Below are 14,961 nucleotides of genomic sequence, written 5' to 3'. Positions count from 1 at the left end.
GAGCCCGCTCATGAAACTCTTGGTCGCAGAAGACGAACCCAAAATCGGAATATACCTACAGCAGGGTCTGGTGGAGGCTGGCTTCACTGTCGACCGGGTTGTGACGGGAACGGAGGCGCTACATCAAGCGCTGAGCGAGACCTACGATCTCCTGATTCTGGACGTGATGATGCCGGGCGTTGATGGCTGGGAAGTCATCCGGGGTGTACGTGCATCCGGGAGCTCAGTCCCTGTGCTTTTTCTAACGGCCAGGGATGGAGTCGATGATCGGGTCAAAGGTTTGGAGTTGGGCGCGGACGACTATCTCGTTAAACCCTTCGCATTTTCCGAGTTACTAGCTCGCGTCAGAAGCTTGCTTCGACGTGGATCCGCCGTGCCCAACCAGACATCTATCAAGATCGGGGATTTGGAGGTCGACCTACTAAAGCGCCGTGCCTCACGCTCAGGTCGACGTATTGACCTCACCGCAAAGGAATTCTCCCTCTTAGAACTCCTTATGCGCCGTAGAGGGGAAGTCCTGCCAAAATCACTGATCGCATCGCAGGTTTGGGATATGAACTTCGACAGTGATACCAACGTGATCGAAGTAGCAATTCGCCGGCTCCGGGCCAAAATCGATGATGATTTCGACACCAAGCTGATTCAGACGACGAGGGGAATGGGCTACATGCTAGACGCTCCTGACACAGAATGAAGCGAGCATCTCTTACCCTTCGTTTGAGCATGATGTTCGTCTGTGCAGTCGTTGCCGTGCTGGTTGTAGCTGGCTTTACCTTCGATGCGTTCAGTCGTCACCACTTCAAAGGCCTCGACCGTCAACTCATGATGGAAAAGCTCGAATCCATTCGGCAAATCATGGATGGCGAAGCTGGCTCCGTAGACTCTTCAGAGGTGGTGTTGCAACTGCAAGCCCTGCTAGGTGCCCATCAGGAGCTTTCAGCATCGATTGTCACCAAAGGTGGAAGGACGATCTTCGCTACCCCCAACGGCGCTGCACAACCTCCTGCTGCCGCTCATGAGGCAGTGGAGGACATGTCGGAGTGGACTGCTGGCGGCCATATGTACAGAGGCATGAGGGCACAAGTTCATTTAGTGAATGAAACTGAGCCACTAACTGCCTGGTTGAGTATGGATATCACCAGTCACATGCACTTCGTTGAAACTTTGCGTTGGTGGCTGGTCATTGGGCTGGCTATCAGCGCTCTAGTCAGCGCAGCCTTAGGGTGGCTGGTGGCGCGGAGCGGGTTGAAGCCGGTCGCACAAGTGACGCAAGTCGCGGCCTCAATGTCAGCCGGTTCGCTGAAAGAGCGCATCCCGATGGACTCGGTGCCTCGTGAGCTTGAGAGCCTTGTCTCTTCGTTCAACGCCATGCTTGCTCGCCTTGAAGAGTCTTTTGTTCGGCTGTCCAACTTTTCAGCCGATATTGCGCACGAGCTACGAACCCCTATCAGCAATCTGCGCACGCACACCGAAGTCATCCTCTCAAAGAAGCGTGCGCCGGACACTTATGAAGAGAATCTCTATTCCAACCTGGAGGATCTCAACCGGCTCTCCAGCATTATTGACGGCATGCTTTTCTTGGCAAAATCGGACAACGGTCTGGTTCTACCTGCCAAAGAGAAAGTCGAGTTGCGTTCGGTGGTCGAAAAACTCTTCGAGTATTACCAGTTGCTGGCAGAGGACACCGGAGTAAAGCTACAAGTCTCCGGACACGGCGCGGTCTATGGTGACGGTACGATGTTGGATAGGATGATCTCGAATTTACTTTCTAATGCGCTTAGGTATACCCCTCCTGACTGCACTGTCTCCGTAAAAATCGAGTCGTTGGGTAGCATGATCAGCGTGTCAGTGACGAACCCCGGAGAGGAGATAGCAGCAGAGCATCTGCCCCGCCTGTTTGACCGCTTTTACAGAGCTGATCCCGCACGTAGAGATGGTGCTACAAACAATGCCGGGCTAGGTTTGGCAATCGTCAAATCATTGGTAGACGCCCATGACGGCACCGTCGGATGCGTCTCCAGAGAAGGCCATACGACCTTTGTGATCCGCTTAGCTGCGTGGCCTGCAGACTAAGAGTAAAAGCAACGAGGAGGGATGTGCTTTTCGCAATGACAACAGTTTTTGGCTCCTAGTAAGCAACCATGACGCGAAAAACTCCAGCGCGTTCGTTGGGCAAACCTAATTTAAGTTCGACAGCACATTCCCTCGATTGGCTAGGGTGGCCTTGATGCCGCAGATGCTGAGGTAGCGTTACTGCGAGTGAAGCCAGGCTTCTACCTTTTTGAGTCTGCCCATCTCAAGAAGCTGCGGCTCCCCGGTATCCAGGAGATCGAGCAATCTTTGCTTATCGGTAGGGGATGGAAACCACTCATCAATCTCGACATTGCAGTGATCTGAGTCACTAAGAGCCCACCTGACAACCATATCTGCAGCAGCTCTGTAGTGATCCGCCATGTAAAACTTTCGACTTTCTACAGACCAGCCACGCTTCGCCATTTGCTCAGTGACATCAACGATGCCTTCGTCGCCAAAAAAACTGGTGGTGTCAGGATAGTGGATACCTGCCAGCGACACCTTCAACACCTCGGTCTCGCGGTCGAAGTACGACAGAAAATGCCACCCACCAGTAGTGCTCCCAGCGTGCGGAAAATTGATCGCAGCTTTGCCGGTTATATAGTGCTCGCGTGAGACGCGTTTGAGATCAAAATCAAAGAGCGGCTGCCTCATGGGAGCTTGCTGAGACGCGCCAAGCCCTGTTTTATGTGGCCCGAGTTCTCGCCGATTGTCTCGAGGGCACCTCGGACATTATTCCCAACATCTGCATGACCGTGAGCCTCGACGTGGAGGGTCAACTCCATCAGGGCTGCCTCTAGGGCGAGCTGGTTTTCGTACATCCTTTCCAGCACATCTGATAGCGAATATTCACTCTGCACTTGATCACCTCCATGGTCAGAGTCGGCAGAATAGCAGGAGCAAAAGCATCGCGTTATCCACTCAAGAATGATCAAAGCAAGCGGAGCGCGCAGGCGACAGCCGAAGGCGTGAGGATGGAAGCCCGCAGGGCCAAGACGCTGGCGTTTACGACAAGGCTTGGTTCACGACAGCCGTTCCTCCAGGGACACGCAACGATACGGCAATTCGGACTTACAACTCCTTCAACATCCGCTCAAGTGTCTGATGTTCCCATGTGCTGAGCAGTGCAACTGGATCAGTGCCAAAGCGATCCCCGGAGTCAAACGACCAGTGTCGCCCATCTGGACTGACGCATTGTTCGCAGTAGTCGAGCTGATCGCAGTCGTTGTAAATCGATATCTCCCAACCATCTACATTGATCTGGAAGTGGCCGGCATAAATTTCGTCCCACGATTCATGACCCACCCTACCCATAACGCTTCGACCGAAAATCGCCTCCCTTAGAACCTGGCATACCTCTCTTGCGGAGAGCTCAGCCGCAGTGCTTTCGCTAATGCTACCTACCTGGGATGAACGCGCTGCCGCTCTGGCCTCCTTCAGCCTTCGCTCGGCGTACATGGCCGGGTCATCAGCTGGCAGCGGGTAGCCGGCAGCGGATAGAGCTTCGGCGCGCTCTTCAATGAGCAGCCGTTCGGGATCGCGAACCTTTTGGTAGGCTCTGCCTGGTACACGTCGAGTTGTGTCCATTCCCGGCTCCCCAGAAGGCTGATGACTAAGAGCGACTAAATTACTTTTAGAACGATAACAGAACGCTTCGAATAGCGATGCCGAGCTCCGAATCATGAGGGTAGGATGCGTTGCGATCTATGCTTCACAGAGGCTCAGACACCAAGCAAGCGGAGCGCGCAGGCGTGAGGGATGCGAGCCCGCAGGGGCGAGACCCGCCTTGGCGGGGCTCGATTCACGGCAGCCTGACGCCGCAGGCGGCACGCCATCAACGCCAACAAGAGGTAACTCAAATGCCCGACGATGAACTCCGCGAACTGGAGGCCAAGAGACGAAAGGCTTTGTGGGTACTTGCGAACATATCTCCAGGCGATTCGAAGGCGTTCGATCCCTTATCCATTCTTGATGACCTTGAACTTCAAGAGCGAAAAGACTCCCCTCATGCTGACAAGCCACTTGAGCTCAACCAGCTTCGGGATTGTGTCACCGTGCAGTATCACCACTCCGGAATCGACATCATTTTGGAGCAGACTATCCCCCAGCCCTGGAGGGAGCGCTTCAATCAGGCGAGTATCGGGTCGACCAGATTGTTAGATGGGCCTTACGCTGCGGACTGGTATAAATTCCTGGCTTGTTGGGAATCAGAGATGCAGCACCTCGAGGCACACAGAGCTGCCAGCAGTAAGCCCAAGCTGGATTGATGCAGACGGAGAAAAGACGTGGAACGAGACAGCGATGACACCGTGTATTGCGATATCCAAATGCCTGTGGCCCAAGGCCGGGAGCTACTGGATTTAGTGACTGCACTGCGAGAGTCGAAAGCTCATCCAAGTCTCGACAGAGTTTTTGAACACATGCAAGACGAGCTCAGCACATCTATTGATATCGTCGAAAAACCACCGACCTGGGGCCCTTGGGGCCGACGCACCACTTAGCACTGGCACCACGCTCCATCCAGGCTAGCCATTACCCTACCTGACCTTGTCTTGAGACGCCTCGAAGGCAATCTGTTGCCAGCTAAATCCAGCTGCTCATACAGCTAAGGAGGCTCTACGGCGGGCATTGCGGCCAACTAGATGTAATGCGAAGAATCCGCACACCGATTACCATGCAGGCCTTTGGGATCACCGAGGTACTGATATGTGGGCATCCGTATACCGCTCAGCCACCCCAGGCGATGCACTGAATTGCTTCCGCGCTGAAGGCTCAGCCTGCGCAGGCGACGCGAACGCTACCCTAGAAGATTTTCAGGATTGGATTCAACGCACCCCCGAGAACTTCCTCATCTATGAGCATGAAGGCAATTTCGTAGGCTTTGCTCATTTTGGCCACTCGAATGACGACTTCATCACGGAAGAAGGTTTCAAAGAACAGTGCAATGAGGATGCATCTGCCCCCTATATCCACGTCAGATCCATTGCTGTCGATCCGTTGTTTCAACGGGATCATTTCGTACAAGCGCTGATCGCTAATTTTGAGTCTATTCCAGAAGACCTCAACAAGAAGTCAGTCCATCTGCGTTGCAGGGATCAGTACGTCGACTTTTTTCGGGAGCAGGGGTATCGATATATCCAAGCGATGACTTCCGACGAGGTCAGCACGTGGCATGAGATGGGCATCAAATTGAGGTGGGATTGATTACGAGAGCTAACTGCGCGTGCGGATCAAACAATGATCACATGAGTCCTGCGTGAGTAAATTGCTCAAGTGCGTGGGCATGGTAAGCGGTGCGCGGCGTGCAAGATGGAAGCCCAAAGGCCGAGACGTGGGCTTTTCCAAGGCTCGGCTCACGACAACCATTCCCCGCAGGGGCACACACCAATCCGCCCCTGCGTGAACAACTGAGTCAGGCACCCAACCAGATGACACTTCGCATCGCTACCTCTTCACCAGATCTTTGTATCGTTCTCGTGACTCAAGGATCTGATCCCTGAGCTCTTCAGGATCAATCCTCATCCCGCCACGAGGTGTTGTCTGCAGCGTTTGCAGGCTATTCACCGCTTTGATGAACTCTCGTTCTTCTGCCTGCACCCAGGCAGGGCGTTTGTCTTTCCAAAATAGCCATGCCATCGGTTTTGCCTCATGTCTGGTTGGATGGAGGGGAACGGTAGACTACGTCTACTCGTTGATGAACCCTTTGCCGACATACTCCCTGTGAAGCAGCTCAGCTCGCTCAACTGCATGCCTATGAAAGTCTGCAGGTATCTCGCCAGGCTCAGCAGGAAAATCGCTTGGCTGCATCGCTTGGAGGAGATACAGCTCCTCTAGATTCTCTTGGGCTCGCCTGGTGTACCTATCTTGAAGTGCCTCGGCGACGTCTTTGAAGCCAGCGCTTGATGGGCCGTTGTCCCAGTACCACTGCTTCATATCCTGATAGATCTGAAGATGGACGCTGTCGAACCCTCCGCGATGCTCATCGATGTCGAATGTGTACCTACCAGGATCAAGCTGATAGAGGACGAACTCTTGCAATCGATAGGCTGTTCCATACATGCCGTTCAGAAGGATGTCGCGATGAATTACGTATGGTGACTGGTGCATCAGAGACTCCTCGCTGAGCTATGGCCGGCCCTGTTTTGGGGGACTTCTGATTTGTTATGCAACTGGACAAGCGGAGCGCGCAGGCGTGTGGGATGGAAGCCCGAAGGGCGAGGACGGCGAAGCGCTGCTTGGCTGCCTTTGTCATCACCTAAAGGTCGGCGTCTTTCCAATGGAGAGAGCTCAACATGAGGTAGTTGAAGGTGTTATCGAGTGTTACAGGGGCGCTATCGGGGCGAAACAAGGATGAAAAGGTCATGCCGGCATCTCTCTTGGGTGATTGCGAGAAATGAAGACCATGGGGTGCAGTTGGTCAAGGTTATGAAGGATATGTTTTTTTGTTTTCCGACAAGAAATCAGTATCTTGCGAGCATACCCTTACGACGTGACCACCTTTTGTTAGGGGCGACTTCATGCTTATCAAGACCGTCTTTCCTAAGGCTGTGCGGGGACAGTCGCAACCTTCAACCAGGAGCAGCAAGGTGGAACGGCCTTCTTTTTTTATTGATTTTGAAGCCTCTGGAATAGCTCCTGACAGCTATCCGATTGAAGTTGCTGTCGTGTCGCGTGAGATCTCCTTCAGCTCGCTGATCACGCACTGGTCTTTTGATGCGCAAGATATGCATGGTCTCTGTCAGGATCAGTTGCGTAAGCGAGGTGATACACCGGTAGGGCATGGCACCGTGATGACTTAGGTTCCCAGGCCGTTCGGGTGGTGTGGCAGCACTACTCAGCACTCTCGCGGCTGCTTAGCCGCATTTCCAGCTTTTCGACCAGAGCTTTGACGTTTCGGATCTCAACCGACAGATCAATTTTTTGCAGCTTAGATTTATGCTCCAGAGCCGTGAGCGTGTCTTTAACAGAGTCCAGTTCGTCTTGGGCCTCAAGCATCGAACTGTAGGTAGAACTCGAGGTGAGCGCCTTGTATTCAGCGTGAAAATAATGATGGAGAGAAGCAGGGTCAGAGTGGCCGGTGAGTTGGGCCACCTCTGCGCAAACATCGTCTCGCAGCGCCGGCGTCCACCCTTTCTTTAGAGCGGGGGTTTGGGCGAATCTTTCCTCCAGTCTGATATTGATTTGACGCGTGACAAAACGATGTCTAAACATGGACAGGCAAACACGGGTACCTGACAAACCAGCACCTAAACACAGTCGGTCAAACTCCTTAGTGATTGATTCTTTTTTCAGTCGACTACCGTTTTCACCTAGGAATATATTGTTGGGCTGGTCGAACAAAATATTACGATCTGCTAGGAAGTCAATGTAAGCCTTCCTAGCCTCCACGTAAATTGCAAACCGCCTTGCATCTGCAGCATTGATTTTAAAACGGCGTAACGGTGCCGGAGTTCCGCGCTTTTTAGTGGGGATCACAATCTCCAGTGTGTTCGAAATGTTTTGATTGAGCTCAAGGTCGAGGTCAAACAGCTCCTCAGGACGTAGTCCTGTGAGCTTCATCATTCTTAACGTGAACATCCGCCGTTCGTATAGATACACACTGGTAGCATCGTAAAGTTCGAGGTCACTGATTGATTTAAGTCTGGAGCTAGCAGGCAGATCCTCCCAGTCTCGCTTCCGGAAAATCTCATCCTGGATTTTTTGGATGATATGTTCGTCTATTGCCACCTTGTCATCGTTGTACGGCACGGGAGCTACGAGCAGTGGATGAACCATGTAGCATCGCTTGGTTTTGGGATTTGTCTCGTAAGATATCGTGATGTTTGCACCACTATTCTTTAAGCCTATCAATGGTGTTTTAGATAGATTTGGGTAATTTTCGGTTAGCCAGTGCAGAAAGTTAAGCATGGTATGCTGAATTAGCCGGGTGCGGTTGTTGTTCCTTGCTGGTTCGATACCACGAAGGGTGGATTTGGTTTCTTCAACTAGCTGTTTAGTAAAATCCTGAAAATTAGTTTCGTTGAAATTACTGAATTGAATGTTCTTGACAGAGCAGAAGCGAACGAAGTGCGTGATGAGCGCCGCGTCTACCCGCGCAGAATCCCTGGCGCCTGTGGACGCGCAGATCTCATCCATCCATAGATTGGCAAGGTTACATGGCCTCCCGTTGGGCCAACGAATAAGTACGAAATTTCTGATAATGCGTGGCTTTCCAATGAACGCCCCAGTCTTCCGAACCGGCATAGCTTTGTCTGGTACGCTTACGGACTCATATTCCGTGTAGAGTTGCTTACCCATCCTTTTTGCCGCCGTCGATAACCTTCATTTTCTCTGAAGAAAATATCTGGTCGCTTATCAGGAAAGAGTGATATTTGGCCTTGGACGTTTTGACTTTAAGTGCGATGGCTGCACGGATTTCATCAGCGCTACGGGTGTTCTGAGGATCAATACGCTCTAGGAAAGTCAGGATGTCAAAGTACGCCATCGAGGCGATGTGAGCCTCCAGCAGCGCGATGCGTGCCTGATCCTTGTCTGAAGGAAGGTTAGGCGCCGGCGCCGGGTTAACCTTGGGGGTCAACAGGGCGAATGCCATGGTTCTCATCTGTAGCATCTTGTCCCACAGGCTTGACCCAGAGATGCCAAACTGTGCAACCTTAGCCGCTTGCTTCAGGGAGTTGAGCGAAATCGATGTGAAGCAGCCAGCGACCTCCAGTTTGCAGAAGCCTCGCATCGAGGATAGAGCTCGAAGCTGGTCTTTCGACGGTGTAATTTCTTTAGATAGCACCTGTGAAAGCCAAGTGTGACGAGAGTGGAGGTTTTTATTTGTCGTATCTCTCATCTTTTTGGCCTCCTAGACAAATAGCGAAATCGATGGTGTAGATTTCTTCATCGTAAGTTTCAAGCCTGACTTTATATGTGGTCATATCGAACTCAGGTTGTTGCACCATTTTGTCTAGGTATTTGAGTAATTCCTTGTTGCTAATCGAAGCGATGCTAGTGGCTTTAAAGTTCTTCAAGGCTTCTGTGTACAGTGCTAGAAGCCCTTGGTTTGTATCTTTGGACAGTAAGCCGTTTTCAAGAGCAATGAGCTTGTCATCGATGCATTCGGATTCATATCGGACGGCTTCCGAATCTGATGGCTCATAATCTGTGTAATCGTCAATATGCTTTCTATTGGAGTGACCTGCCATATATCTCAGCAATTCCTTCCCTGAATCTCCTACGTGCCTGTGTACGAGCAGGAGGAAGAATTTTCTCATCTCGTGAATGCGCACATACCATCGCCGACCCAATTTATCGACGGGCAGGTGGACAGCATCACAGAAAGTATTAATGCACAAGTTTACTTTCCATTCGGGAATTCCTCCACTAGGGCATTTGAATCCCCTGCCAGGAATATAGAACAGCCTCCGTGCATACTCCGATTCATCCCCATAGATACCTGCCAGCTTTTCGCCGAGCACTTGGAGTAGCTGGATGGCATGAGCCGCAACGTAGGGGATAGGGCGTTCAATGAAGTCGTTTGCACCCAACTCCCCAGTTTTCCCGACCATGTGGCCCATAAAAGCGCCATTGTTGCCCCGGTCGGTAGAAAGGCAGTTGCGCTCCAGGGTGCTAAGCTCAATGTTCCGAATAGGTTTTATGATGCCGATAATTATGGCGCAAGCACCATAAAAAGATTCCATCACCATTTTGAAGTTGGTTTTGTCTACAGGGAAGTTTTTCTTCTCTTTGGTTTGGAGCCTGCTTATGGCGAGCGCTTGGTATAGCGGCTGCGCAGGTAGGTTTTCCATACCTGTCGTCATCCATAGGTGTTTCGTTTTCTGGAAGAGCTCGTTCTTTTTTACGGACTGTTTCGACAATGAATTATCTTCGTCAATAGAGACGAATTGCTCGATATAAAAAATCAGAGATTCAACGATGGCATTCCCGTAGACGGTTATCCACTTGCAGGCTTGGTTCAGGCATTTGAAGCCAATATCAAGAGGTAGCAATTTGGTGTGGCCACCTAGCTTCAAGTGTTGCTTGTAATTAAGAGAAAGTTGGTCGATGTTCAGTTTAATGTCGGGGATGTCTTCGGGCAGGATATCATGGCCTTGGAAAAACAATTTTAGGCATGACATAGTATCTAGGAAAGAGCTGATGCCGATTGCCCCGTCAGCTGCTTCATCTAATGTCTTAGTGTTTTGAGTGCTGTGAAGATTTGTGCGCACACCTCTTTGTAGCAAGTCGTCATGGGCCAAGGTTGGCTCAAACTGCCTAATGAACAGGCGGAAATTTGCATTATGCAGAGACGTTGAAGGTCGACCGAGAATGGAGCCAATATAGTCTCTTGAAAGCAATCCTTTATCATAGGTGCTGCTTTGGGCGCTGGAGACATAGAGATCGTTTCGAGTGAAGTAGGAAATGGCTTCTCTTGTGAGCTCAACTGGTAGGGCGTCCGGGGCTGATATGAGTTCCTCTAATGAGAAGGAGACAGGTAAGATATCAAGCAGGTGTGAAATGAAACGCTCCTTCAACAACAAAGCAGCAGTCCATCCACCCTGACTGAAAGTTTCGGCGATAGCTTTGCACGCGTCCTCGTCAAAGAGCCGGAAGCCATGCGTACAGGTTTCATAAGTGTCTTTATAAAGATTGGCGCGTGCTGCCAAATTCATAGCGAAGCTAAAGTATGTAATCCATCGACCTTCCGCGACTGGTTTACCTGTAATGGTGCCCATGCGACAGTGAAATAACCATTTCTGCACCGTTTCTAGCAGCAGTTTATTAGAGTCGTCGGTGAGGTTGGTGCCGTCCGCCATCAAGCGATCAAAGCTCATGCACTGAAGCTTTGACCCACCTGGAAAACTGACCAACCATTCCTGACTTCCAATCCCGCCCCTTACCAGCCAATCTGCTTGATAGCTGTGGCTTCTTTTATAGATTTTGCTTTGCCGTTCCGCTTGTTCGATCATCGCTTTGATACGACGCTCGTCGAATGAAAAGTCTTCCATTAGACGGCCTTCCAAACAGAAAGCGAGACTAGGGGACGAAGGTCGTGTTTCAGGATGGTCGCACGAGCATGCGATTTCCGGAGTTCACTCATGGAATCGCCCGAGACCCTGCCCGCGATAGCCATCTCAGCGTTAGATGCGCTATGGAAATCGAGGGAAACTGTTTTCGCTACTAAATCCCTGAGCACCGGGAAGATCCATAGGGGCACACTGGTTCGCTCATCGATCACCGAGCGTTCTTCTAGTGCAAGCTTATCGACGGCATCTGCGTATGCGTAGATCGCGGCAAGGCTATCCGCACTCCGATCAAACAGCAGCTCGCGCTCTACAAACATTTCAATTAGAGAGCTGGGGTCAGGCGAGTAATGACCAAGCTTCGAGCGTAAGGCTTCGCTTAAAGGGTCTCCCTTCTTAAGGCCTAATAGTATCCGTCGGACAAAAGCCTGTAGCTCTTCTCGAGTGCTAAAGTCAGATGCAGCTAACTGCCAAGGCTCGCCTTCTGTTGCTACTAAGATGACCTTTTGATGTAGCACCCTGAAAAACCTCGTCGCCCATCGATGAACCATCCAGACCGGAATATATTTATCTCTGACCACCTGCAAAGAGTTGCCCAGCATGTCCGCTACGGCCTGGAGACTACCAGTACGCAAAAACTCCAAAATCCCTTGAGTGCATCGGATCGTGTAGAGATTGATCATGGCGGGCGTCACGCCTACTTTTTCTAGCTCGTTTTTATATAGATCGTGCAGAGAGAGTCCAGCATTCGTAGTCAAAGTTTTTGCAAAGTTAGGACTGGAGCCAATTTGGTTTCTGCTCGAGACAAGGAACAGCTTCCTCCACCCGCTCTTACCCTCCGATAGCAGGCGTCGTCTTGGCATGCTCGTACACCGAATCACATCCATAACGATCCGTGTGCTCAATGGGGGAAGTACAGAGACCTTGCGTGACTGCGCGCGAGGTTTGCTAACGCTGACTGTTATTCGCTTGGTGTCACTATTGCCGCGTAGATAGAATTTTCCATCTCGCCGGTATAACCTTATGTTGGTCAGTGATGATGGATTGAACGAAGGGTTTTCTGATGCAATGATCGCACTTGCAACTGCGCAGTCTCTGGGTGATAAGTAGCCCAGTAGTCGATTGAAAGTTTCGTTAACTGTATTGTTATCGATGCAGTCGTCGCCGGCAGCCTCCCATAGTCGAGCCCTAAGTTTTGGCTTGCTATGGGAGTTGTAGATGACGGGCCTGAAGAAAGGTAGCTCTTGCAGGTCGTCGAATGTCATCGATTTAAGCTCGTCGGTCTGTTCGGCATAATATCTAGCGACGGCTAGAAACCAGTTAATACCTGTAGGCGAATCTGGATGCGCAAGATGCATCCCATTTCTGCTGAATTTTCCGCTCTCAAGCACTGCCTCGATTTCGTCGTTCGAAATGTTCTTGCATAGTTCATCACCTCGGGCATGGCATCTTAGCATTCGATTCCAGTAGTCTACCGAGCATTCAACAATGGCATCGGCCCTTGTCGCGAGAGTGTTCTTAAGATTAAGTAGGTACACGTCATCTTCAAGACTCAAGCCTTCTTCCACAAGGTATTTTTTGGGGAGCAGAAATTGTGGGCTTTTGGGAATGGGCGTGTGCATAGTCCCGTATCCAGCCGGTTGAGACATATTCTCCGGTTGACTGACGGACTTCGCTGTTGAATCTGGGATGAATGTGTCTTCCGGTATGAATCCATCTCGCCTCAGTTTTTTATAAACAAACGCTACCGCACTCCAATGGTCAAAGCGGGTCGTGGGTATGAGATCTTTGTTGTAGAGGTGATGGGAGTAATGTGTGAGTATGAAGTTGTTCCAGTCATCTTCCGCAGGTGGGAACTTTAACCGAAGCTTGGTAATGTGCTTGAAGATATATTTGCTTGCCCGGAAGCGCCCTGAATAGCTAGTTTCAGCTCCTGTGATGCATAATGCCCTAACCGCTTCGGCTACTTTGTCGAGCACTTCTTTGTCGACCCACGATGGAGTGTGGATAGTAGCAATCCGGTAGCCGCGAATACATTCATCATCATCCCACTTGAATGTGATGCGATCATCCTGCACTTGGTAGGTAAGCATAATTAGATCCTACGCCAAAAACGGCATAGCGTAGTGATCTTGCTGCTCTGGTCAAGCACTTTCGTGCGTGCTTCTAAAGTTTTAAATAGTGTATTAAAAGCATACTCTTACATGTATTTCTGGACGGAATTTTGCTTTAACCTCATGTCGCAGTGAAAGGTTGGCCGACAATTGATATGTTGTTTTGTATATCTGTTTTGTCTGTGTTTCGCTGATAAGGAATTGCCGCCTGGACGCTGATCAGCCAATACGCCGGGGGGTAGGGATTAGGCTGGACGAGAGGGTTCGTGGTTATCGGCATGCCTAAGCGTGGTTGAGCGCAAGGACGGCGGTTGCTCCTTCCCCGTGTACTCAGTTCCTAGAGAGTATTTCACTGAGCGATTGCTTGGTCATCCTCAACCAGGTGGTCTCTAATAGCTCTTTGCCGGGACTGCTGGCGGGGCATTAATTAAAGCAATATTGACTTAGCGTTTGAATCAATTATCGATTTATCTCGTCGCCGTGTTCTACGGAGTACAAGCACTACCTCCGCATATATTTAGTTCGGTTGGTGTTCGGCCCCTAGCTTGTGGTATCGAGTCTAATGTTAGGCTCCGAATCGGCTTGAATCACGTCCAGCGCAACCGTGATTTTTTTCAGGTGTGACTGGACATCCCGCGCCTCGCCGCAGACAACACTGCGATATGCGCCTGCTGTCCACCCTTGAGATTGGTGATTTGTGGGGGGGAGGGGGCAAAGGCGATGGATGGTGCGCTAGGGCTTCCCACCCGTCAATTCGAGGTGATGGGCAACCTGGCCCCGATGAACTCATATCGATCATTGTGAGATCTCTCTTCCGTTCTCAGCCTATGGGAGGTGGTGGAGTGTCGATGAATTCAGCGTTTTTTCCGTCTGGGGTATCCGAAGCACATGGAAATGGGTGTCAAGTTTTAGGTGTCAAAATCGTTTTCTAAGCTGCTGATTCGTATAGGGTTACACCTTCTAGATGAATTCATGTGTCTAGAAAAGAATTTTGCTCGACATCAACGGCATCCTGGGTCTGGCCGCGCTGATGGGCGGGATCAAACATGGCGAACAGTCCTACAACGACGATTCGGCGCGCACCTACAGTGTGATGATCCTCACTGCCATGGGTGTATCGATGGTCGTGCCGGAATTTATCCCCGAGGGCGACTGGAAAATTTACTCAGCGTTCACCATCGGCGCGATGGTCGTGCTGTACACCTTGTTCCTGAGGATGCAGGTGGGGCCGCACAGTTATTTCTTCAGCTACAGCTACCCGGAAAAACGCCGTAAGAAGTTGCCGACGCAAGAGGAAGCGGCGCCGGTCAGCCTGGCGTTTTCCATTGGTACTTTGGTGTTTGGCGTGGTGGTGATCGGTGCGTTGGCGGAGGTGATGTCCAAGACCCTCGACCTTGGCCTTGAAGGCACCGGCGCGCCGCCGGTGGTGACGGCGATTGTGGTGGCGGCCATTTCGGCAGCGCCGGAAATCCTGACGGCCTTGCGCGCCGCCTTGGCCAACCGAATGCAGTCGGTGGTTAACATCGCGTTGGGCGCCTCGTTGTCGACGGTGATCCTGACTGTGCCGGTGATGGAGGCCATGGCGCTCTACACCGGCCAACCGTTCCAGATGGCAATGACCCCCGTGCAAACCGTGATGGTGTTTATCACGTTGATCGTCAGTGCGATCAACCTCAACGATGGCGAGACGAATGCCATCGAAGGGATGACCCACTTTGTGCTGTTTGCGACCTTTATCATGTTGTCGCTGCTGGGCCTGTAAGCTG

14 protein-coding genes and 1 pseudogene are annotated in these 14,961 nt (G+C 51.2%); 7 read left to right on the top strand and 8 right to left on the bottom strand.

Annotation, left to right across the window (positions count from 1 at the left end):
• The first annotated feature begins 10 nt into the window (after window positions 1-10).
• On the top strand, window positions 11-694 hold the full coding sequence (locus tag OSC50_RS21225; RefSeq protein ID WP_096143229.1) for a heavy metal response regulator transcription factor: 684 nt from the start codon (window positions 11-13) through the stop codon (window positions 692-694).
• Window positions 691-2,073 carry a heavy metal sensor histidine kinase gene (locus OSC50_RS21220; RefSeq protein WP_150688123.1) on the top strand — a complete coding sequence of 461 codons (1,383 nt, stop codon included), beginning with the start codon at window positions 691-693 and terminating at the stop codon, window positions 2,071-2,073. The genes OSC50_RS21225 and OSC50_RS21220 overlap by 4 nt, the downstream gene beginning before the upstream one ends.
• A gap of 177 nt (window positions 2,074-2,250) precedes the next feature.
• On the opposite strand, the gene OSC50_RS21215 is transcribed toward OSC50_RS21220, so the two are convergent.
• From OSC50_RS21215 to OSC50_RS26295, 3 genes are all read right to left on the bottom strand, one after another.
• A complete protein-coding gene (locus OSC50_RS21215; protein ID WP_150580684.1) occupies window positions 2,251-2,727 on the bottom strand; it encodes a hypothetical protein in 477 nt (158 codons plus the stop codon).
• On the bottom strand, window positions 2,724-2,933 hold the full coding sequence (locus OSC50_RS21210) for a hypothetical protein (RefSeq protein WP_150580683.1): 210 nt from the start codon (window positions 2,931-2,933) through the stop codon (window positions 2,724-2,726). Before OSC50_RS21210 ends, OSC50_RS21215 begins: the two co-directional genes overlap by 4 nt.
• Window positions 2,934-3,144: 211 nt before the next feature.
• On the bottom strand, window positions 3,145-3,468 hold the full coding sequence (locus OSC50_RS26295; protein ID WP_099455907.1) for a DUF7693 family protein: 324 nt from the start codon (window positions 3,466-3,468) through the stop codon (window positions 3,145-3,147).
• 464 nt (window positions 3,469-3,932) lie between these two features.
• Between OSC50_RS26295 and OSC50_RS21200 the strand changes: the two genes are divergently transcribed.
• The 3 genes from OSC50_RS21200 (at window position 3,933) to OSC50_RS21190 (ending at window position 5,277) form a co-directional block, all read left to right on the top strand.
• On the top strand, window positions 3,933-4,340 hold the full coding sequence (locus OSC50_RS21200) for a hypothetical protein (protein ID WP_099455446.1): 408 nt from the start codon (window positions 3,933-3,935) through the stop codon (window positions 4,338-4,340).
• An 18-nt stretch (window positions 4,341-4,358) separates the two neighbouring features.
• A complete protein-coding gene (locus OSC50_RS21195) occupies window positions 4,359-4,574 on the top strand; it encodes a hypothetical protein (protein WP_266245797.1) in 216 nt (71 codons plus the stop codon).
• A gap of 205 nt (window positions 4,575-4,779) precedes the next feature.
• Window positions 4,780-5,277, top strand: coding sequence for a GNAT family N-acetyltransferase (locus OSC50_RS21190; protein WP_266245799.1), 498 nt, complete (start codon window positions 4,780-4,782; stop codon window positions 5,275-5,277).
• Between the two features lie 480 nt (window positions 5,278-5,757).
• Here OSC50_RS21190 and OSC50_RS21185 read toward each other — a convergent pair whose 3' ends face one another.
• A complete protein-coding gene (locus OSC50_RS21185; RefSeq protein ID WP_266245801.1) occupies window positions 5,758-6,180 on the bottom strand; it encodes a hypothetical protein in 423 nt (140 codons plus the stop codon).
• Window positions 6,181-6,590: 410 nt separating this feature from the next.
• Between OSC50_RS21185 and OSC50_RS21180 the strand changes: the two genes are divergently transcribed.
• Window positions 6,591-6,872 (top strand): hypothetical protein, encoded by a 282-nt coding sequence (locus OSC50_RS21180; RefSeq protein ID WP_266245803.1) that lies wholly within the window; start codon window positions 6,591-6,593, stop codon window positions 6,870-6,872.
• A gap of 31 nt (window positions 6,873-6,903) precedes the next feature.
• Here the strand turns inward: OSC50_RS21180 and OSC50_RS21175 are convergent, their stop codons facing one another.
• The 4 genes from OSC50_RS21175 to OSC50_RS21160 are packed head-to-tail and all read right to left on the bottom strand — an operon-like array spanning window position 6,904 to window position 13,174.
• Complete coding sequence (locus OSC50_RS21175; protein ID WP_266245805.1) at window positions 6,904-8,370, bottom strand: site-specific integrase; 1,467 nt, start codon at window positions 8,368-8,370, stop codon at window positions 6,904-6,906.
• Entirely contained in the window at window positions 8,363-8,911 is a 549-nt protein-coding gene (locus tag OSC50_RS21170) for a hypothetical protein (protein ID WP_266245806.1), read from the bottom strand. The genes OSC50_RS21175 and OSC50_RS21170 overlap by 8 nt, the downstream gene beginning before the upstream one ends.
• The gene (locus OSC50_RS21165; protein WP_266245807.1) at window positions 8,892-11,066 is read right to left on the bottom strand and encodes a hypothetical protein; all 2,175 of its coding nucleotides are present in this window, start codon (window positions 11,064-11,066) and stop codon (window positions 8,892-8,894) included. The genes OSC50_RS21170 and OSC50_RS21165 overlap by 20 nt, the downstream gene beginning before the upstream one ends.
• The gene (locus tag OSC50_RS21160; protein ID WP_266245808.1) at window positions 11,066-13,174 is read right to left on the bottom strand and encodes a hypothetical protein; all 2,109 of its coding nucleotides are present in this window, start codon (window positions 13,172-13,174) and stop codon (window positions 11,066-11,068) included. Before OSC50_RS21160 ends, OSC50_RS21165 begins: the two co-directional genes overlap by 1 nt.
• A gap of 1,009 nt (window positions 13,175-14,183) precedes the next feature.
• Between OSC50_RS21160 and OSC50_RS21155 the strand changes: the two are divergent.
• Window positions 14,184-14,957: pseudogene (locus tag OSC50_RS21155) on the top strand (calcium:cation antiporter); the annotation flags it as partial.
• Between the last annotated feature and the right edge of the window lie 4 nt (window positions 14,958-14,961).

The organism is Pseudomonas quebecensis (genome assembly GCF_026410085.1).
Classification (GTDB): domain Bacteria; phylum Pseudomonadota; class Gammaproteobacteria; order Pseudomonadales; family Pseudomonadaceae; genus Aquipseudomonas; species Aquipseudomonas quebecensis.
This window is presented reverse-complemented; position numbering and strand designations above follow the sequence as displayed.

Coding starts and splice junctions, on each gene's coding strand:
- OSC50_RS21225 (WP_096143229.1), top strand. CDS start 11: ATGAAACTCTTGGTCGCAGAAGACGAACCCAAAATCGGAATATACCTA.
- OSC50_RS21220 (WP_150688123.1), top strand. CDS start 691: ATGAAGCGAGCATCTCTTACCCTTCGTTTGAGCATGATGTTCGTCTGT.
- OSC50_RS21215 (WP_150580684.1), bottom strand. CDS start 2,727: ATGAGGCAGCCGCTCTTTGATTTTGATCTCAAACGCGTCTCACGCGAG.
- OSC50_RS21200 (WP_099455446.1), top strand. CDS start 3,933: ATGCCCGACGATGAACTCCGCGAACTGGAGGCCAAGAGACGAAAGGCT.
- OSC50_RS21190 (WP_266245799.1), top strand. CDS start 4,780: ATGTGGGCATCCGTATACCGCTCAGCCACCCCAGGCGATGCACTGAAT.
- OSC50_RS21185 (WP_266245801.1), bottom strand. CDS start 6,180: ATGCACCAGTCACCATACGTAATTCATCGCGACATCCTTCTGAACGGC.
- OSC50_RS21180 (WP_266245803.1), top strand. CDS start 6,591: ATGCTTATCAAGACCGTCTTTCCTAAGGCTGTGCGGGGACAGTCGCAA.
- OSC50_RS21175 (WP_266245805.1), bottom strand. CDS start 8,370: ATGGGTAAGCAACTCTACACGGAATATGAGTCCGTAAGCGTACCAGAC.
- OSC50_RS21170 (WP_266245806.1), bottom strand. CDS start 8,911: ATGAGAGATACGACAAATAAAAACCTCCACTCTCGTCACACTTGGCTT.
- OSC50_RS21165 (WP_266245807.1), bottom strand. CDS start 11,066: ATGGAAGACTTTTCATTCGACGAGCGTCGTATCAAAGCGATGATCGAA.
- OSC50_RS21160 (WP_266245808.1), bottom strand. CDS start 13,174: ATGCTTACCTACCAAGTGCAGGATGATCGCATCACATTCAAGTGGGAT.